Source organism: Herpetosiphon geysericola, from assembly GCF_001306135.1.
In the GTDB taxonomy this organism is placed as follows: Bacteria; Chloroflexota; Chloroflexia; order Chloroflexales; family Herpetosiphonaceae; genus Herpetosiphon; species Herpetosiphon geysericola.
In genome coordinates this window covers 1-19,318 of sequence record NZ_LGKP01000038.1, presented here as the reverse complement: position 1 = coordinate 19,318, position 19,318 = coordinate 1, and the positions used below count along the sequence as shown (strand labels likewise).

17 protein-coding genes are annotated in these 19,318 nt (G+C 50.3%); 13 read left to right on the top strand and 4 right to left on the bottom strand.

Translation table 11 applies throughout. The features are described from left to right. Positions 1–478 precede the first annotated feature (478 nt). The 3 genes from SE18_RS23800 (at position 479) to SE18_RS23790 (ending at position 2,442) form a co-directional block, all read left to right on the top strand. On the top strand, positions 479–859 hold the full coding sequence (locus SE18_RS23800; protein WP_054536984.1) for a response regulator: 381 nt from the start codon (positions 479–481) through the stop codon (positions 857–859). 429 nt (positions 860–1,288) lie between these two features. After that, the gene (locus tag SE18_RS23795) at positions 1,289–2,089 is read left to right on the top strand and encodes a hypothetical protein (RefSeq protein WP_054536983.1); all 801 of its coding nucleotides are present in this window, start codon (positions 1,289–1,291) and stop codon (positions 2,087–2,089) included. Between the two features lie 89 nt (positions 2,090–2,178). Further along, entirely contained in the window at positions 2,179–2,442 is a 264-nt protein-coding gene (locus tag SE18_RS23790; RefSeq protein WP_236706979.1) for a hypothetical protein, read from the top strand. Here the strand turns inward: SE18_RS23790 and SE18_RS23785 are convergent. From SE18_RS23785 to SE18_RS23775, 3 genes are read right to left on the bottom strand one after another with little or no spacing between them, the layout of a single operon-like run. Then, positions 2,439–4,136: a glycoside hydrolase 5 family protein gene (locus SE18_RS23785; RefSeq protein WP_054536981.1), complete on the bottom strand. Its 1,698-nt coding sequence runs from the start codon at positions 4,134–4,136 to the stop codon at positions 2,439–2,441. The genes SE18_RS23790 and SE18_RS23785 overlap by 4 nt on opposite strands. A gap of 18 nt (positions 4,137–4,154) precedes the next feature. Further along, the gene (locus tag SE18_RS23780) at positions 4,155–5,381 is read right to left on the bottom strand and encodes a hypothetical protein (RefSeq protein ID WP_054536980.1); all 1,227 of its coding nucleotides are present in this window, start codon (positions 5,379–5,381) and stop codon (positions 4,155–4,157) included. Between the two features lie 2 nt (positions 5,382–5,383). After that, positions 5,384–8,614, bottom strand: a complete 3,231-nt coding sequence (locus tag SE18_RS23775) for a hypothetical protein (protein WP_054536979.1) — start codon at positions 8,612–8,614, stop codon at positions 5,384–5,386. Between the two features lie 211 nt (positions 8,615–8,825). Here SE18_RS23775 and SE18_RS23770 point away from each other — a divergent pair, with 211 nt between their 5' ends. The 8 genes from SE18_RS23770 to SE18_RS23735 all read left to right on the top strand — a co-directional run bounded on the left by SE18_RS23770 (position 8,826) and on the right by SE18_RS23735 (position 15,594). Then, on the top strand, positions 8,826–9,647 hold the full coding sequence (locus SE18_RS23770) for a dolichyl-phosphate beta-glucosyltransferase (RefSeq protein WP_054536978.1): 822 nt from the start codon (positions 8,826–8,828) through the stop codon (positions 9,645–9,647). Then, on the top strand, positions 9,613–10,809 hold the full coding sequence (locus tag SE18_RS23765) for a glycosyltransferase (RefSeq protein WP_236706977.1): 1,197 nt from the start codon (positions 9,613–9,615) through the stop codon (positions 10,807–10,809). The genes SE18_RS23770 and SE18_RS23765 overlap by 35 nt, the downstream gene beginning before the upstream one ends. Continuing rightward, entirely contained in the window at positions 10,806–11,138 is a 333-nt protein-coding gene (locus SE18_RS23760) for an STAS domain-containing protein (protein WP_054536976.1), read from the top strand. The genes SE18_RS23765 and SE18_RS23760 overlap by 4 nt, the downstream gene beginning before the upstream one ends. A 15-nt stretch (positions 11,139–11,153) precedes the next feature. Continuing rightward, on the top strand, positions 11,154–12,641 hold the full coding sequence (locus tag SE18_RS23755) for a PP2C family protein-serine/threonine phosphatase (RefSeq protein WP_054536975.1): 1,488 nt from the start codon (positions 11,154–11,156) through the stop codon (positions 12,639–12,641). Positions 12,642–12,649: 8 nt separating this feature from the next. Further along, positions 12,650–13,120, top strand: coding sequence for an ATP-binding protein (locus SE18_RS23750; protein WP_054536974.1), 471 nt, complete (start codon positions 12,650–12,652; stop codon positions 13,118–13,120). Continuing rightward, positions 13,065–13,400 (top strand): STAS domain-containing protein, encoded by a 336-nt coding sequence (locus tag SE18_RS23745; RefSeq protein ID WP_083470123.1) that lies wholly within the window; start codon positions 13,065–13,067, stop codon positions 13,398–13,400. Before SE18_RS23750 ends, SE18_RS23745 begins: the two co-directional genes overlap by 56 nt. A 41-nt stretch (positions 13,401–13,441) precedes the next feature. Further along, positions 13,442–14,722, top strand: coding sequence for an MATE family efflux transporter (locus tag SE18_RS23740; protein ID WP_054536972.1), 1,281 nt, complete (start codon positions 13,442–13,444; stop codon positions 14,720–14,722). A gap of 170 nt (positions 14,723–14,892) precedes the next feature. Further along, complete coding sequence (locus SE18_RS23735; RefSeq protein WP_054536971.1) at positions 14,893–15,594, top strand: hypothetical protein; 702 nt, start codon at positions 14,893–14,895, stop codon at positions 15,592–15,594. Positions 15,595–15,701: 107 nt separating this feature from the next. On the opposite strand, the gene SE18_RS23730 is transcribed toward SE18_RS23735, so the two are convergent. Continuing rightward, positions 15,702–16,910, bottom strand: coding sequence for a hypothetical protein (locus SE18_RS23730; protein WP_152976740.1), 1,209 nt, complete (start codon positions 16,908–16,910; stop codon positions 15,702–15,704). Positions 16,911–17,538: 628 nt separating this feature from the next. Here SE18_RS23730 and SE18_RS23725 point away from each other — a divergent pair. Further along, positions 17,539–18,960, top strand: a complete 1,422-nt coding sequence (locus SE18_RS23725) for a DUF7151 family protein (RefSeq protein WP_201783533.1) — start codon at positions 17,539–17,541, stop codon at positions 18,958–18,960. Positions 18,961–18,971: 11 nt separating this feature from the next. After that, entirely contained in the window at positions 18,972–19,259 is a 288-nt protein-coding gene (locus tag SE18_RS23720; RefSeq protein WP_054536968.1) for a hypothetical protein, read from the top strand. Positions 19,260–19,318 lie beyond the last annotated feature (59 nt).

Here is a 19,318-nt window from a genome sequence, read left to right as displayed (position 1 = left end):
GCGGCCACGGCGGGTTTTGGTCGGTAAGAGCGGGGCAATTAATGCAAACTGGGCATCGGTCAATTCATGGCGAGCCATAGACACCTCCTGCCGAAGAGTCTACCATGGAATTATCAGACAGAACCTAAACTTCATCATGATCTTCTCTCATCGGATCATCATTGATGCTTGTGTAGAGCACGCTGAATGCACTCTCTATGTTATTAGTGGAAGATCAGGCGATGAATAGCGACATGGTGACACGGCGATGAGGGCCATGACCACCATTGATACTGGTGGCGAATCGAGATGAACCTTACCTCGTGCATATAAACATGACTATCATTGCGCGGAACGGTGTATCTTTGGACAAGGAGCTTAGCGATGTCACTCCATCCATGGATATCTCGATGACGCTTAATCTATAATCACATTTGTGCCATAGGATAATCCAAAAAAGAAGCTAGTGTCACCTATGTATGGAGCTTGATGAAGACCTATGCAGCCTACGATTGTCCTTGTTGATGATGAATCCGCTATTGTTTCCATCTTGGAAGAATTTTTAACAGATGAAGGTTATACCGTGGTCAGCTTCTCCTCGGGGGCTATGCTCATGGCGTATCTTACACAGCAGATACCGCAATTAATCCTCACGGATGCCAATCTTCCTGACATGCATGGCGGTTCCATCGGATCACAATTAGCAGTTAATCAGGCAACGAGTGGGATTCCGATCATCGTTATGAGCGGATACAATGCACAAGCACTTGACCTTGACGACTATGCAGGCAGCTTTCTTGCAAAACCTTTTGATCTTGATTACCTCCTCCTTCTCATCAAGCAACTCCTTCATAGACCGACCAATAATGCCGTACCATAGACCCCTCGTGTGCGCTCAAAGACCCTCATGAAGGGTAATGTGGCGATTCATCAACAATGAACAGCATGTCTGTAGTTGGTGAATGAATGGCCTGTGTTTCGTGTTTTGAGACGATCAATGAGGTTACAACTGCGCTTTCGGTGCGACCAAGACTTCATGGTCTAGCGTTAACCAATGCCTGCTCTATGGTGATCAACTCCCAGAGAATCGGTTCGCATCCCATGATTCTTCGCCTCCTTCCAATGGGAGATCGCGAGTGGGTACTAGAAACCACATTAACACAGGTGCACCGATGGGATTAGGGCACAAGTCCTAGAGGGTAGGCTCATCTATAAATCATACTGTCAGGAGCAATAACCTATCGACCCTTTCCCTTGAATTTAGTATCCTCTTCCTTGTATTTCTATCATCATCTCTCGAGAGGCCGCTATGGATCGCAAACACTTTCTCAAACTGCTTGGAACCAGCGTTGCAACGGGCTTCTTGGTTCGATCGTTTGATCCCAAACAAGCCGCTGCGATGGGACTCACGGCTCGACAGTTTGGTGGGACAACACTCGCTGATTGGTACACGGTACTTGGTGATGGTGTATGGACAGCTCCCAACCAACTACCAGTCAATAGCAGTGACATTCAAACCGAGCAAGCAGCTGCTAAAAGTATTCTGCGGGCAAATATCAACCAACGCGGAGTCATGGCCCATAACATTACCTACACATCGTTGGTTGATCAGGCTCTGTTTGACTATATTCATACGACCAGCTATGAGTTTCGCCTACCATACCTCCCCCAAACCAGTGCTGGCATCCACAATGCCCAAACCTTTGAAGGTGGTTTCTTTATTTGGGATGGGAGCCAAACCCACTTAGATTACGGCTGTGCCTTTCAATGGGTGCTCAACCCATGGATGAGCACGTTTGGGGTGATCTATAGCTGGTCAAGTGATGGTACAACCCAAGGCTGGATACCCTGTGGCTTCCTCCAACCGGATACCAATTGGCATCACTATGAAATGGTAGTGGATTATCATACCCAAACCTGTCGGCTCACAATTGATCAAACCAGTATTCCGATTTGCTTTACCGCAACACCGAAAGTGGGCTGGGGCACAGAAACGGCGGCGCGATTCCAGACGGAAATTATTAGTATTTGGCCTGGAAATACCAATACGGCACCGTCGCATGCGGTTGAAATTCGCAACTGGAATTGGACTTTACAGCCATACACTTAAGCCATAGGGGGGTGATCATGCGCAGTATCCGACTTGAAACAAGTACCATCGATAATCAAACGACCTTAAGTAGTGCCTTGGATCAGTTAATGGCCTATCCTGGCTGGTATCAACGCGAATGTGACGCATGGCTGGACTTAGTGAGTTATTTTGATAGCCAACAGAGCCTCCTGCCCCATAAAATCCGTAAGGCCGGTTTCGAGCAATTCATTATCGAGATTGCTGGCGCAGAATATTTCTGGACAAAATACCCAAAACTAGCCAACCTTTTAATTAAATGGATTGCCGAGGTGAATAAACGGGCGATACAGCGCTCTGGGCAGGCAATTCTTCGATTGACCCTTTTGCCCTAACCAGTACGACGCTTTTTGCGTTGTCTGCGGCTATAAGTCCGCCATCCGCCTATTATGCCAAGCATGCTGATGCCTATCACGGTAATCCGAAATGGCTTGCGCCACGCTTCCCACCAACGCACGACCGGAACTGGCTCAAGCCCTCGCAAGACGTTGCCGATCACCTTTGGCTCGTAGTCAGCGGTATACAATCCCAAGTGCATTTGCGGGCCACGTTGCCATGGCCAAAATCCAGCGATGGTGCTCGGAACGTCAGGAATATCAAAGAGTGTCCAGATCAAAAACCCATTGTGCGATTCGGCTTGCTGACTCACGTTGATCACGTAGGCTGCTTGTTCCCGCTGGTCATGGCCATGAGGAAAGAAGGGGCTATTCCATGTGGACAATCCACTCTCGGTCAGCAACAGTGGTTTATCCCCAACAATCTGCTTAAGCCGCTGATAGGCTGCTGGAAGCTGTTCCGCAGCAGCATAGTAATGAAACGAAACAAGGTCAACCGCTTGAGACAACCGTTCAGCGGCCGCTGGTGTCGACCAGCCAATCGTAATCAGATGATGCGGATCAAGGCGGCGGAGTTGGCGAATGGTATGGGTCAACCATGCTTCGACCACGCCTTGGCTTGCCGTTGCATAATCGCGATCGGGTTCATTTTTAACATCCCATGCCATAATCGCCGGATGGTCTCGTAAGCTCGTGACCACGGTTGTTAAGTAGCTATCGGTTTGTTGCCAACGCGCGAGTTGATAATCGCCTAAAAAATCAAATAAGGTAACGATAACCTTGATATTCGCTTGCTCCGCTTGATCGAGAAAATCGGTTACCGACCGAAGATAGAGGCTGGTGCTATACGGTTCGGTAAATTGCGCAAATGGAATGAAAATTCGCACACTATTAAGGTTGAGTTGTTGGATCAACCCAAGATCGATTGTCGTCTGTTGAGGTTGATAGGCGGGCCAAAAGTGCAGCCAAGGTGTTGCCGAGGGATAATAATTAACCCCTCGGGCAATAAAAGGCCGTTGTTCAAATTGTAAATCGTGTTGCTGGGATTGCACAAACTGCGGTTTTGGTTGATAGGTTGGCTCTAGGGGTACTGATAGTTCATGGCGCACCCAATGCCGAATTCGCCATGTGCCATCTTGCAATAACATCACAAGCTCATAGCGTGCATACAGCCATTGGGCCGACACGAGCTTTCCATCGACATCATAAATCAGCTGATACACCTCAGCTTGCGTATCAGTCAGTGCCACAATTGAGCCATCTGCTGCATAAAAATGCAGCTGTAGGCGATGCGCCGTATCAATTTGGTCTATCTGCATATTCGCACTTGCACTGATACTCGTCGTAAGATAATGCAAGGCTGGACCACTAAAACTGGTGCGTAAATTATAGGGGCGGCCAATCTTTAAAGACGTATTCCATTGCAGCCATGCCCGACCATAATCACTCGTCAGCTGCTGACGGGTAAAATCTTCCATCACCCGACCAGTATCCGCGTCATCTGGTAGCCATTGAATTGCCGTTGTTGCTTCGGGCGGTAGTATAGGCGGTAGCTTTAACGCACTCGCCGGGTCGGCACCTTGCTGAAAGCTCGCAACAAGCCAAGCTACTCGCCCAACCACCCATACCCCAGATTGGCCAAGCATCAGCAAAAAGAGCAGCCATATGATGATTTTAAAGCGGCGCTGACTCATAGCATCATTCCGTGTGCATCAAGGGATAATGAATACTTGGTTGGATTGTCGATCACCAACCCAACACGTAAGCAGATAGCGTCCTGATGGCAACAATGATCGCCGAATCGTCGTTTGAAGATAACCCGCCACAACATCGGTCGTTTGCTCAAGGCGTATGGGGCCGTTGACTTGAAGCAGGGCCATCGTTCCATCAGGCACATACTGTTGCAAGCTACCAACAATTGGCCCAACAGTAACGCTAATCACATCGGTAGCAACCACTGCCTGCACCAGAAAGTCAGTTGCACCATCTGGCGGAATATCAAGGACAAGCGGAGCACTGGTGATGCGAAAAATACGCGCTTGGATGGTGAACCGCGTTGCTTGATTGGGTGACAGAATCTGGGTTTCGGCAATGCCCCGAATCGTCACGCTATTAATGCTCCGTTTCTGGCCCAGTCCGTCATCTACTTCAAAGACCACGCTTGTTCCATCAGGCACCACATTGCCAAAGGCATCTTGAATGAGATTGGTTTGAATGGGAATAAATGTATACCCATCAGCGCTTAGCCGGGGCAGTGGTTGGGCAAGCTGAACACTGAGCTGCACTGGCCAACCAGCTACTTCGAGCAATTCGGCTTGTGGCCCAAAGCGGCCTTGGCTTTGGGCACTAATCAAGGTCTTTCCCGCAACCGTTTGGCTATAGAGCCGTTGCCAGGCAAGCAGATGGGCCGTTTTTGCCGTTAGCCGAGTGCGCTGTTGATTTGGGCGTTGAGCTGTGATATTGACCAGCGAAGCATCGGCAATCGGATTGCCAAATTGATCATGCGGAATCACCACAACCATACTCCAGGTTGCGCCATTGGCAATAATCGAACGTGCTCCTACCAATGGGCGAATCGGCTCGACCACTGCACTTGGCTGGAGGGTTGTTGTAGCGCTGGCATGGAGCTGATCCACACGGGCTACGATACTCACATCGCCACGTTGCTCATTCCAAGGCTTGGTCAAGAGTAGTGTTCCCAAACCCTGCTGAATCGAGACCGTTTGCACATGAACCGCATAGCTTGTTTGCAACGTGAGGGTTACGCGTCCATTCCAATCTGGGGCAACGTAAAGCCTAATCGGCAGATCAACACCAACGCCACTGGTTGGCGCAACCTCAATCGTCAGCGCAGTCGGAGCCGATTGCATGGGCATTGGTTGCTGAGGCTGACATGCGGTTAACCACCAACAGCCGAGTAATAACAGGAGCCAACGCATGATCAATTCTCCGCAAAATAGCCATGAATACTAATGCGAACCGCAGTATAGCCGGTGGTTGCTGGCAGGTTCAAGAGATACCCCGGCTCAGCCGGAGGAATCGCTGCTTCAACTAAGGCATTGACCACCAGATCTCCGTCAGGTTGAATGACGTGAATGGCGGTTGCTGGAATAATTGGGATACTGACTGCTGTTGTGCGTTGTGGGCGAATTGAACTGGCAACAAACGCGTGATCAACCCATGCAACATCGCCATGGGCATCGTAATAGGTCAGTAAAATATGCGGAATGGTGGCTTCTTCCGTCCCATTATTAATTGCCGTCAACTGAATGTGTGGTTGTTCGTCATCAACACGAAGCTCAATATCTTGGACTGCCAACCCCCGATTCAGATCGCGATTGGTCACCACGGCTTTGGCATAGACCGTAAAATGATCAATTGGCGAAGCAAGGGTTAAAGGAGAGAAGGCATTCGGATCAAATTCGCCAGCGGTCAAAGTATCACTCAATACTGCGCCAGCGACCCCTTCAAAGTCAATCCGAAAGGGGGTTACTTCTTTCGGCAGCAATTTATGATTAATCACCGATTGGGCGTTATAGCGCGTTAGTTCACGATCATCAGAATCAAAAAGAATGCCAGTTACCGTCAGATCGGCGGGATCAACATCGAGGTTCAAGACCTCACCGACAATACTAGTGCGCCCTTGATAGGATACCAAGCGCGACGAAAGCACAGCAAGTTCAGGCCGATCTTGCACATCAGCAAACGAGGTGATGGTTGTAGTAACCCGCCGTCGGCCAGCGGCAAACCAATCAATCGCTGCTTGGCGAATAAAGGTATCAGGTGGAACTCGCACATCGACTTTGGCCGTAGGTAGATACCATTGACCATCACGCTGCACCAAGATCAGACGTTCCTTGATTGGGTATTCGTTGAGTGCCGTGACCCAGCGGGTCTCCACATCGACAATCCGCGTTGTGGCATCGCCACCCAAATCTTCGACGATCACCGCATCTAATTTGCCATACGACGCGACTAATCCCCCTTGGACTGAGAGTTCAAGCAGATATTGATCATACGATGGACGCGTCTGTGGATCGAGTCGGGCATAGGCCGCTGCAAACCGCCGAAAATCGAGATCATCATAATAGGCCAAGACAACAGCCTCGGGGCTTTGCTGGCTCTGAGTCGAGTATCGCCAGAGTACAATACTACTTCCAAGGATGATTAAGCCGATTAAGCCATTGCGCACTGCCTGTGCCGATGGTGGCGCTGGCTTAAGCCTTGGGCGTTTTTGCCAGAGCGTCCGCCAAATTTGCCAACGAGTTCGTTGTTGATCGTTGGTCATCGGCACGACCGACCAACGTTTAAGCCGTTGATCGACCCCGTTCCACCAACGGTGATAGGGAATTATCGGGATCGACTGTGGTAAGAATGGCCGAAGCATACGCCGCACCCGTGGCCCCCAAAGACTAGCCGTTAATGCCAGAATCCCCAAAAATAAGGCACTTGGTGGCACAATCCCCCACATAATCCGTTGAAACCATGGAATTTCCCGCCGCGGCAAGATCTCCGGTAAGGGCGGAATATCTTCCCGTTCCCAAACCACCAAGCCATTTTCTAAACGTTGAACCCGATGCCAGCCGGAAAAATAGAGCAAGGGATCATAAAACTGATCATTGGAAAACACATATTTAAGGTTATATTTATCGGGAACTGCCAAAAATTGCTGTAATGAGCCAATCCCTGGAATACCACGGAATTTCGCGCCTTCAAGGCGCTCAACCGGGGTTGTGGTTAATTCTGGCAGCCGACGGGCTGAATGATAATTGCCATCGACCGTTGTCGCGGTGGTTTGCGCCGAAACCCATGCCATCTGATCACCAAATCCAAGCATGAGATAGCGCCAGCGCCAATGTTCATCTTTTTCAAGAAAGGCAACTAACGGCGCAGGATCAATTGGATCAGGCTGAAAGCGGCGGAATTGGGTAAAATTTGCGGTAAACACCGCTACCCCAACATAGATCAGTACACAACAACCTTGCGTTGTGCGCCACATGGTGCGTCCGAATTGTTCACGCAGATACCGTGCAAGATTGCCACGACGCATGCTTACCACAAATTCCCCAAGCAAGGGGGTGAATAAGATGGTTGCCCAAAAGGTAAAGCGATCAAGGGTTAAAATATCAAACGCGCCACCCAACAAGGCTTTTGGAATAGGGGTTGTACCACCGGTGCCAAGCAGAAACAACAAGCTAATCGAGAGTGCCATGGGCCACGCCCGACTAAAAAACCCTTTATAAAAGAGATAGGGCAACACCAACAAGGTCGAGCCATAGGGCAATAACCAAAAGACAATGCCTGCATTCGGATTTTCTAAAAAAGAGTCACGCGATGCATGGGGAATCGGTACTTGACTGATCGGATCGCTGCTACTCCAGAGCCAATATGGCAAGACCACCAGCACCAAGGCCGCAATCAAGCCAGGCCCATAGATCACCGTACGGATTAATGGTGGTGCAATCCGGCGGAAGCGCCGAACCATTAATGGCCGAATATTAGACCGACGAATCCGCGCAGGATGCAGCATAGCCTCATCGGCTTTTGGCTGCCGAAATGCTTCAACAAGCGCCAACAGAATCACCGGTCCCGCGAAGAACACTGCCCCAAACAAGGTGGTCACATGATGCCCTGCTGTGGTAGCTGCATGGAGTAACCACGCTCGGATCAAATCACGCCAATCACCCTCACTTAACCAGCGTTTGACAAATGGCAGGGTATTTAGCAAAAATCCCAACGAAAAGGTAGTGGGTAGCTGCCCAAACACATGCACAGTTTCGCAAATACTCGAACTGAACACAATTAAGAGCGCCGCATAGCCAGCTGCTTCCTCTGAAACCCACAGTTTGGCAAACCGATACATGCCGAGGGTTAAATTGAGCAATGCCGCTATTTGCACTACGACAAACGCTGGTAGTAAGCCAATCGCCCTTCCTAACAACCCGATTGATTGTTGCGAGCCTGGTGGATAGCTAATTAACGGAAAGCCGGTATACCAACGATAATCCCAATGATCAAACCACGTTCGCCGATAGTGATCCGCAAAAAAAATATGCACATAGGCATCATAGGTGCGCTTAAAATTCCCCGATACCAGCAAAATGCCATGAAAAGCAATCACCAGCATCAAGGCCGTCAGCAGATAGGGATTAATTGGAACACGACGCTGCATATACTTGTACCTCATCGATTCCTCTAAGCATACCCATGCATCCCCCAAAACACAGCGATCAGTCCTGACAGCATGATGACAGACGCTACGAAGCATCATAGCACCAAGCAAAAGGCCTATTGGCATGGTGTACTGTTAGACCATACGCAAATGAGCCGAAAGCCCGTATGCTCAGCGTATCATATTTCTTAACGATGACGGGGATAGTTCCATGGCACCACTATGTTATGCCCGATGGAAAACAGAGCCACTCACCACAACACCGTATATCTCGGTTATCGTTCCTTGTTTTAATGAACAAGAACGGATTTTACCAACCATTGGAGCGATTATTGCCTGTTTCTGTGCGCTAGGCCGTCCATGGGAGTTAATTATTAGCGATGATGGCTCCACTGATGATACCGTTGGCCTGATTGAAGCACTGCATTTTGCCAACCTTAGCGTGTTGCGAACCCCAACCAACTGCGGCAAAGGTAATGCGGTTCGCCAAGGCATCCTCGCTGCTCGCGGCGATTTTATACTGTTTGCCGATGCTGATAACTCAACCCCGATTGAGCAAATTCATCAACTACTGCCACTGCTTGAAACTGGTGCCTATGATCTTGCAATTGGGTCGCGTGCAACCACCGCTGCCGATACCCAACATCGAAATCTAATTCGCCGGATGATGAGCGCAACGTTACGTACGATTGTCCACTATGGTCTACAGTTGGAAGTTCACGATAGTCAATGTGGCTTTAAAGTCTTTCATCAAAGTGTTGCCAAACACTTAGCCCAACTCCAAACGATGCCCGGCTTTGCCTTTGATCTTGAATTATTGTTTCTCGCCAAAAAATACCACTACCAAACCATTGAAATTCCGGTCGAATGGATTGATGCCCCAGGTTCAACGGTGCATCCTATCCGCGATACCTACCGCTTTGTTCGCGATATTCTGACCATTCACGTTAATAACCTGCGAGGTCGTTATGCCAAATCCCCGCTTAAGGCTCGTGATCGTGACAACCTTCCCACCAAGCATGGGTACGCTTAATGAATATGCATGGCATTTTGTCCGCGCCTTTCAGCAAAAACATGAGCTTGCTGAACTCATTCTTTTAGCAGATCAGCTTCCTCCAGATCAGGCCGAACTTTCAAACCAGTGTGATGGGATTCCTGTCCGCATTGTCCGCTGTTGGGCGTTTAATCGCTGGGATACCCCCTATCGCTTGCTGCGGGTAATTGAGTCGCTCAATCCCGATGCCGTGCTGTTTAATCTTCAGTTTGCCACCTTTGGGAATCGGCGGATTCCGGCAGCGCTCGCGCTCTTAACCCCAGCGTTAGTCCGCCAAAAAGCGATTCCTAGCGTCGTTCTTCTCCACAATATTATGGAGACTGTTGATCTTAACCAAGCGGGCTTTGCCGGAAATCGGGTCGTCACTTGGCTGACCAAAATGGCAGGCCGCATCATTACCCGCCAACTCTTACGCGCTGATCTGGTCGCCGTCACGATTCCGCGCTATGTTGATATTTTAGAGCAAGTCTATGGTGCAACCAATGTGCTCCTCGCACCGCATGGAGCGTTTGAAACCCCGCCGCCACCCATGCCACCAACCAGCGATTGCTGCCGATTTTTGGCCTTTGGCAAATTTGGCACCTATAAAAAGGTGGAAACCCTCATTGAGGCCTTTGCCCAAGTTCAATCGAACCATGATCGACCCATGGAATTAGTGATTGCTGGCTCAGATAGCCCTAATGCAGCTGGCTACTTAGCAACTGTTCAGCAGCAGTATCAGCAAATCCCAAATGTCCGTTTTACCGGCTATGTGCCTGAAGATGCGGTTGCAGACCTCTTTCAATCGGCAACGGCTGTCGTTTTTCCCTATACGAGTACGACGGGAAGTTCCGGCGTGCTCCATCAGGCGGGTTCCTATGGTCGTGCCGCAATTTTACCAAACCTCGGAGATCTGGCTGATGTCGTTGAAGAAGAAGGGTTTACTGGCGTTTTTTTTGAGCCTGAAAACGTTACCAGCCTTGTGCAGGCCTTAGCGTACATCGTGCGTGACCCTGCTGCCAGCCATCGTTTAGGTCTCCAAAATTATGCAGCGGCATGTGGTCTTCCGATTAGTGATGTTGCTGATTGGTATCTCTTACACATCCACACGTTGCGACCCTTGCCAGCAATCAAGACCCACCTCCAGCAGGAGCTTTTATGATGCATCACCACATGAGTCCAATCCCAAAAACCGAGATTCTCGCGTTCGAAGGGCGTTTTGATATCCATAGTCTGATGCACTTCCGCTCATGGCAGCCATCCGCAACGATGCCGCATATCATTTTGGATCTTAGTCGAGTCAATTTTGTTGATTCAGCTGCCTTATCCTGGATGGTTCGATTAAGCAAACAGGCGTCGATGCTGAATGGAAGTTTTCAGATTTGCGGTTTACAACAGCCAGTCCACATTATTCTTGAACTAACGCGGCTTGATCGGGTGTTCGTCGTGACCACCACCATTGATGAAGCGCTGGCAAAGATTGCACCTTAAAGGCAGGATCAACGTATGTCAATGATCTTCCCCCATAATCCAGCCCTTGAAACCATTGCCCATGCCTGGATCAAAACTGGTATTCAGGCGTTTGGGTTATGGATTGATGATCATTATCACTATGTTTGGCCGACACCAAGTCACATTACAACGGTGGAATATCGCGCTCCATTAATCGTGAATGGACAAATGATTGGTGAATTACATCTTGCTGGTAGCCACCATGCGAACTGGCAAGAACGGCTGAATGCTGACGCTGGATTGCTCGCAGCAGTTCTCCAGTATCAGCAGACAGTTCAACTATTAACCGATGAATTAATCGATTGTCAAGATCAATTAGTAACCTTGTATGATATTTGGGCTTCGATGGGACAATCGGCTGATCTTTCAACGTTAATGCAATCGCTTATGCGGGAGGTTGTACGTTTAACTAAAACCACGAATGCATGGATCAGTTTTGGCGCAGGATTAGGATTTCAACAGAGCATTATTCACGGGGTTATGCCGATCTCCGAAAGCATCCTTCGATCAATTCAAACTAACCAATTAACCCTTTTTACCAATCACGATCCTATTTGTCAATCCTTAGGAGTTGCAAATCTTTTATGGGTTCCGATTACCATTCGTTCGGTCATTATTGCTGGTGGGCTCGGTATTTGTCATCAAGAAGGTGAGTTTAGCGCAACCGATATTAAATTTGTTCAAGCCATTTGTGAGCATATCAGTCATCATCTTGAACAACAGATGCTCTATCAAGAGAGTTTGGCCAAAATCCAAATTGAGGCCGATCTCGCTTTAGCCCAACGTGTCCAGCAACGCCTGCTGAATACGCCACTACCGCAGATTGCCGATATCCAACTCACCGCATATGCTAAACCCGCTCACAGTGTCGGGGGCGATTTCTATGATGTCCTGCAACGGCCTGATGGAAGCGTTGCCATTATGATTGGTGATGTTGTCGGCAAAGGCGTTGCCGCTGCGTTACTCATGATGCTGAGTCGAACCGCGCTCAGAACTGCGGCACTCGCAACCCATGATCCTGCGGCCATTCTTGAACGGACGAATCTCGATCTCTACGATGATTTAACGACGGTTGGCGTCTTTATAACCGTTTTTGTTGCAATTTATCATCCTAAAACCCATATGCTTTGGTTTGCCAATGCAGGGCATTCGCCCGTCTTGCTCTATAGCAATGAGCAAACACAGTTGCTTGAAGCGGATTGCCCGCCTATTGGGGTATTACCACAGCTGTGTGCCGGAAGCCATGCCCAAATCCTGCATCCGGGCGATATCATGGTTGGAGCAACTGATGGCTTTAACGAAACCCATAACCATCAGCAAGAAATGTTTGGCTATCAACGGCTCTGTCACTTGTTAAGCCAACATCATGCCTTACCAGCAGCAGCCTTATGTGAGCTTTTTTTTACCCATATCGAAGCCTTTGCCGATGGTTGTCATCAAGAAGATGATCGAACACTGATTATATTGAAAGCCACACCATGAGGTTTGCTATGGTTAATATCGTTATGGCTGCCCGCATCGACACCCTTGTCGAGATCGCAACCGCGATTCGTCAATTTTTGCACACACTACCACTGTTAGATGACGATCAGCAGACGACGTATGCCATCGAACTTGCCGTTCATGAAGTATGCACCAATATTATTCTGCATGCCTATACGGCTACTGATCTTGGTTCGATTGTCCTTAATGCGCGCTTCCATCCCTATCAGAAGCAGCTTGAAATTAATATCTACGATTGGGGCACACCATTTTCTCCTGAGCATCGTGTGCTTCCCGATCTGGAGGATGGACAAGAAGGCGGATATGGTTTGTTTATCGTTGAGCAACTTGTGGATTCACTCCACTATCGTCGCATAGCAACCACCAATCATTGGCGGTTGATCAAAAACATAGGAGCAGCCCATGACCATTCGTCGTCAAACCCACGCTATCCAAATAGGGATCGTGACGATAGCTGATCGCTTTGATATTGCAGCCGTATCCATGTTTCGCCAAACTGCTGATCAGATACTCTTGCAGACGAACTATATCGTGATTGATATGACAACCGTGAGTTTTTTTGATAGTGCTGGCATGGCCGCCTTAGTCAATGTGCTGAAACGTGTTCGCGAACAGGCGGGTGATATTCGCGTTATTTGGCCAACATCCGAAGCAGCACGGCGAATTGTGAGCCTCACTAAATTTGATCGCGTCTTTACCAGTAGTCCATCCATGGAATCGGCACTCCGTATTTGGTAAATCAGCAGGATCATATCCAAGAACGTACAGAAGGATACACAATGCACAGCCTATCCCACTCAACACCTCAATTAATCAAGGCTACTATCAGCAAGCAAGTAAAAAAGCGGCCAGGATTCTGGCTCTTTATGAGCATGATGCTGGTCAATGCAGGCAACTATGGGTTCAACGTAGTCATGGGTCGATGGCTTGGCCCATCAGCCTATGCCGACATTAATTTAATCATCACCTTTTTTCTGGTTGCAACATTTATTACAAGCGGACTCCAGATGGCGACAGCACGTGCTATTGTTGGTGTTAATAATCAGCATATGCTAACCATGCTGCGGCGTGTTGCTTGGGTTTGTGGTGGGCTGAGTCTATTGGGGCTTGGATTGTTTGCATCCATATGGCAAGGCCTTTTTCAGACGACAAGTTCCCTGCCATTTATCATCTTAGGGGCCGGATTAACATGCTATTATGCGCTTGGGGTTGAGCGTGGTATCGCGCAAGGATGCGCGCATTTTGGACGTTTAGCGTGGAATTTTCAACTCGAAATGGGAATCCGGTTGTTAGGCGCATTAAGTTTGGTTGCCTTAGGGATGGGTGTTGTGGGTGCAACTATTGCCTTAAGTAGTTCGATTATTCTTGCATGGTTCAGGATGGCCAACTATCAAACCAACAGCATCGTTCATGGAACGAAGCAAGCAATCCGGATGACTGCTATGATTCCTATTATCATGCATCTCTTGGGACAAGTCTTTATTAATAATAGCGATGTCATAGTGGTTAAAGCATGGTTCCCAGCTCTGATTGCGGGACAATATGCCGCTTTAGCCCTGATTGGCCGGGTCGTATTTTTTGCAACCGCGACCGTAGGAACAATTCTCTTTCCTCGCGTTTTAAATGCTCCGCATCATCGAGAACAACAACAACTGTTTTGGCACAGTATACTCATAACCATTGGTATTGCTGGACTCATTACGGTAGTGTGTAAGGCTATTCCCACCCTCCTCCTTGGATGGCTCTTTGGTGCTGCCTATGGCTCAATGGCGCATTTGTTGTGGCTGTATGCTGCCGCAACCAGTTGTTATGCCGTTGCAAATATTATCATTACCTATCAACTTGCTCAAGATCGTTCGTTTGGGGCATGGGCAACCATTGTCGCAGGGATAACACAAGTGGTCATTATTGCTCGGTTTCATCATACAATTGATCACATCCTCTATGGGCAAATAGGGATTATGCTTGGCTTACTTGGAATACTCTCCATCCACGAAATCCGCAGATCAATCATAAACTCAGCGTTTGCGACTCGGAGAATATCCTCAAACACGTCATGATGCGCTTGGATGTTGCGACCTCGTCGAGCTGGTCGCGATGACGACCAGCCGACGCGCGAGGCTCCTGCTACACCTCGCGTATAATGACCCATATTCACGGAGTTGGGAGGCATAATTCAGCGACTTACGGCTGGCTATGTTCTCCGCTGGCATGCATGAATGGAACACTGATGACGACTGACAACCTATCTCCACCAATCGCGACCCTCCGGACAATCATCCGAACGAGTTTTCTGGTTGGTGCGATTATGATCCTCGTCGGGACACTCGCCCTGCCAACCCTCGATCTTACCGATGTACAGGCTTCCCAAGCACGCTATGGAGCGCAGGCAGTCCGGCTTCAGGCCTGTGCCCTACTGATTACGGTCGGCATGTGGAGTATTATGGCGGGAACGTCCAGTGTTCCAGCGGTGCTTTCGGCGCACGGTGCGCTCTGGGCACGGCTCGGGGCCCAGTTTCATGGGGTTGGTGTGGTTGTGTGGACGATTGGCATGGCACTCGATATCGCCTATCCGGCTGCCATTCGGACATGGCTGGTTGCACCACCGGACGAGCAGATCGTTGCTGCAAGTGTCGTTGCGGTCTTGTCGCCGGTTGGGTTCGGGCGGGGCCTTTTCCCCCTGAATGTGATGATCAATTGGCTGGCCTTTGGCTTCCTCGGCATAGGCTTGGTGCGGAGTAGTGCCGGCGGGCGCCGGCTCGGCTGGAGCGGGATCATCTTGGGCAGTGCTGGATTTGGGCTGGGAATTTTCATGACGTTTGTGGGTCGCGAACGTCTCTTTCTCCTGTTTGCCGTCCTCTGGGGGATGACGCTCCTTTGGTGGGCTGCGCTCGGCGCGACGACACGGTGGATGCAGGGCACGGATTCGTAATAAATATCAACCGCTGCAGTGAAATGGCTTCAGTCCTAAATTCAGGACTGAAGCCATGAGGATAACCGAGCGGCTCCGCTACGTACCCCCTGATCTAACTACGGTGCTTATTGGTGGTGCCACAGTTGATGGGAGAGATCCCCCCCATTGCCATCGGCAATAGCATAAAACAATCGGCCACCACCTCCATCGACGCCACTCATGCCATCGATTGCTTGATGCATATCGACCATTCCTCCCGGATCGAGCGTGATGGCTGACCCAACCGTGCTCATGGTATGCTGCGACATGAACCCAAGCACATCGTGTTGCGCAACAACAACATCACCGCCCCCCATATCGAAGATTTGGAGACCATTTGTCCCGCTTGGCCCTGCACCATGCGCCACCAAATTAATCTGCTGGCCCACAACGCTCCACCGCTCAACGGAAGTAACCCCACTGGTGGTATAGCGTGCGGTAAGAATGCGATCACTCGAAAATGCGACATCGAAGCCCTCAATGGCTGAGCCTTGGGCACGACTGGCGAGCAGATTGAAGCCGGCAGCCGCATTCTGATCGACGCTCCAGACCCGCACGTTCATCGTATCATTGCTGTCCTGATGCAGGGTCACAAACTGCCATGAAAGGGTTGTGTTGCGGATCAGGGCGATTTCGCCAACGGGGGCGACCCCATCCACCACCGACAACGGCGTAAAGGTCACCGTATTATTGGGATTGCGAGTCGCTTGCCACGAATCCAACCGCATCGATCCATCCTGTTTACGCACAAGGGTCACGAACTTTTGACCGAGTAAGGGGCCAATGCCGGTAATTTGCACATTGGTCACGGTGGATAAGGTCGGAAAGTTGGTCGGTACAAAATCATTGAGCCGCTGAATCGTCCGGTCATTTGGGCCAGCGTTCACATCATAGGCAATAAACTTGAGGGTATTATCGGGCATTTCAACCGCAGCGACGACCAAGCCGGTGGTATCGACTTGGGCAATGGCAACATCATGGAAGGCCCCACCATCATCGGCATCCGCACCAAGCTTCGCGTACGTTGTTGGATTTACATAATACGCATTAAGCCGTAAATTTCCATCCGTTTTCCGCACCGCGCTCACAAAAGTCTGCATCCCAACAGTCGAGTCGATCGTTCCTATCGTCGTTGCCATGCCATAATCCATCACGTTAACGGTCGGCATCACATCCACGGTATTGAGATCGGTAAACTTGTGCGTCAGGGTTCCACTTGCAAACGCGGGCGTATTGATTCCCACCATGAGCATCCCAGCGATGCCCAGTTGAACAATTCGTCGACGAATCATCATTCCCATCCTCCGATACATACATCACACGTTATCATTCGATACGTGAAGCATAGCCGCATGCGACGAGCGAAAAGTCTCACAATCCGCCGAAAAAGTCTCATAGCGGGCTACTGGAATATCGATGTCACGGGAGGGGTAATTTGGAACACCCAATCCATCGCTACCGGAGCGCCACGGCACGAGTGACACGCGTCCAAGACGCCTTCGCCATTCTAGCGCTATTGAACGTACCCGCGAGACGCGTTTTGGATGGAATGAGCACATGGAAAGGCTCTAAAATGCTACCGAGAGATTAGGTTCCTCGTAAGGTTCATTTTTTAGGATCAGTACGAGTATGAACCGAGCGCTATGCAATCCATGCTGTGCAGCATGACTGATCGACATACCGTCTTCATCCACGATGACGGCGGTCGCTCACCGTGTTTGGTACCGATGGGTAGGGCGTGCGGCACGTCCATCCCCGATTATTCCGTGCGTTCGTAGCGTCAGATCATACTGCTGGCCTTCATGCGATAACAGTCGAGAGCTGGTTCATGGAAGGATCCGATCGTTGAACGACCTCTCCTCTGCATCAACCAGAGCATGCGTTACCCACCAGTGATGTTTGTGTTTCCCGTGTATTGAAGGAGTGCTTATATCCCCCTCCTCTGCTCATGGTGCCCGCCGCCGGACGTTGTATGAAATCTTCGGCTTCCTCGTGATTGGTTTGCTGTTTACCACCAACTCGAGTGCCCAAAGTGCCCATCCTGCCAGCCAACCGCCAACGAGCACTGCGTTTACCTATCAAGGCCAATTACGCCACAATGGTGAGACCATCAACACCCAATGTGATTTTGAGTTCCGGCTCTTTGATGCGGATACGGCGGGGTCGCAAATCGGAAGCACCAACGCCCGCAATGCGGTTCCAGTTGCCAATAGCCTTTTCACGGTTTTAGTCGACTTTGGTGCTACCGCATGGACGGTCGATGCCCGCTACTTAGAAATTGCAGTACGCTGTCCTGCGGGTAGTGGGAACTACGTCACGCTTACACCGCGTACCTCCGTTCAACCCGCCCCACTGGCATTGAATGCGATTGGAGCGATTACGCCACAGTCAGTAAGCATCGGTGGCGAACTCGTGATTAACGCCCAAGGCCAATGGGTTGGCGATCCAACGGGATTAACTGGCCCACAAGGTCCCCAAGGGCTTCAGGGTGATGTCGGCCCGCAAGGGCCAATCGGGTTGACTGGACCACAAGGCCCGCAAGGATTACAAGGCGATACTGGTCTCCAAAGCCCAATCGGGTTGACTGGTCCGCAAGGCCCCCAAGGGCTTCAGGGTGATGTCGGCCCGCAAGGTCTGCAAGGCGATACCGGTCTGCAAGGGCCAATCGGGGTGACGGGTCTACAAGGTTCCAACGGCTTAAATACCGCTATTCGAACGAGTGCCGAAGCGCCAGGAGCAAACTGTGCTACTGGTGGTGTCAAGGTCGAGGTAGGTCTCGACTCGAATGGCAATGGGACATTGGATACCAGTGAAGTTCTTGCAAGCCTGACGCGGTACGTCTGTCATGGGACACAAGGTCTGCAAGGTGCAACCGGCCCTCAAGGGAGCCAAGGTGCAACTGGCGCACAAGGCCCAATCGACGCGACAGGACCGCAAGGATCGACCGGGATTGTCTCATCGGCGTTCGTTAACACAAGGGGTGCAGATCCTACCACCACCACGGCCTTTATCGGTACAACGGCGCAAGTGACCATTAGTACAAATCAGAAAATCATTATCTATGCCAGTAAAGCCCTAGGGTCGAGCATGCCTGGCGGTGCATCGAATTTAACGTTGGATCTCTGTGTCCAATCGACTGGGACAGGATCATCCCTGCTACGAGTAGGCCAAGGCATGGATGGACTCCAAGTCCCGCAAAATACCCGCATAAGTTTCTCACTCAATGGAATTGCCAGTGGGTATCCGGCTGGTACGTACAATGTTGGCATGTGTGGCAGTTCGACCAATGCGACAAATTGGAATAATAACGAATGGAGCTACGTCAGCGCATTTGTAACCAACTGAGGAGACGGCGTATGCAACGACGACAACGACGGTGGGGACTGCTGATCGGGGTCTTTGCCTTGGCGGTGACCGTGGTGGGCGGCATCAGTGCTGCATCATCGATGGACTTTGAGCATGGCTGGTTTACCATTGATAGCGGCGGCGGATCGGCCAGCGGGAGTGGGTACACCATCGATGGTACGATCGGCCAGCCTGATGCAGCATCCACCAGTGGTGGTGGGTATGTGCTCAACGGCGGATTCTGGACACCACACGATACCACAAAAAAACAGCTTTTTCTGCCCTTCATTGCACGCTGATCCCCGAGAAGCAGGCGCCGCTCTCCACCTATGCTCGTAAGCCAGCATAGGTGGAGAGC

Bases quoted from the DNA above. Each gene is read 5' to 3' on its own strand.
- SE18_RS23790 (WP_236706979.1), top strand. From the start codon at position 2,179: ATGGCCTATCCTGGCTGGTATCAACGCGAATGTGACGCATGGCTGGAC.
- SE18_RS23755 (WP_054536975.1), top strand. From the start codon at position 11,154: ATGTCAATGATCTTCCCCCATAATCCAGCCCTTGAAACCATTGCCCAT.
- SE18_RS23735 (WP_054536971.1), top strand. From the start codon at position 14,893: ATGACGACTGACAACCTATCTCCACCAATCGCGACCCTCCGGACAATC.
- SE18_RS23730 (WP_152976740.1), bottom strand. From the start codon at position 16,910: ATGATGATTCGTCGACGAATTGTTCAACTGGGCATCGCTGGGATGCTC.
- SE18_RS23775 (WP_054536979.1), bottom strand. From the start codon at position 8,614: ATGCAGCGTCGTGTTCCAATTAATCCCTATCTGCTGACGGCCTTGATG.
- SE18_RS23740 (WP_054536972.1), top strand. From the start codon at position 13,442: ATGCACAGCCTATCCCACTCAACACCTCAATTAATCAAGGCTACTATC.
- SE18_RS23750 (WP_054536974.1), top strand. From the start codon at position 12,650: ATGGTTAATATCGTTATGGCTGCCCGCATCGACACCCTTGTCGAGATC.
- SE18_RS23795 (WP_054536983.1), top strand. From the start codon at position 1,289: ATGGATCGCAAACACTTTCTCAAACTGCTTGGAACCAGCGTTGCAACG.
- SE18_RS23760 (WP_054536976.1), top strand. From the start codon at position 10,806: ATGATGCATCACCACATGAGTCCAATCCCAAAAACCGAGATTCTCGCG.
- SE18_RS23785 (WP_054536981.1), bottom strand. From the start codon at position 4,136: ATGAGTCAGCGCCGCTTTAAAATCATCATATGGCTGCTCTTTTTGCTG.
- SE18_RS23780 (WP_054536980.1), bottom strand. From the start codon at position 5,381: ATGCGTTGGCTCCTGTTATTACTCGGCTGTTGGTGGTTAACCGCATGT.
- SE18_RS23770 (WP_054536978.1), top strand. From the start codon at position 8,826: ATGGCACCACTATGTTATGCCCGATGGAAAACAGAGCCACTCACCACA.
- SE18_RS23745 (WP_083470123.1), top strand. From the start codon at position 13,065: ATGACCATTCGTCGTCAAACCCACGCTATCCAAATAGGGATCGTGACG.
- SE18_RS23800 (WP_054536984.1), top strand. From the start codon at position 479: ATGCAGCCTACGATTGTCCTTGTTGATGATGAATCCGCTATTGTTTCC.
- SE18_RS23720 (WP_054536968.1), top strand. From the start codon at position 18,972: ATGCAACGACGACAACGACGGTGGGGACTGCTGATCGGGGTCTTTGCC.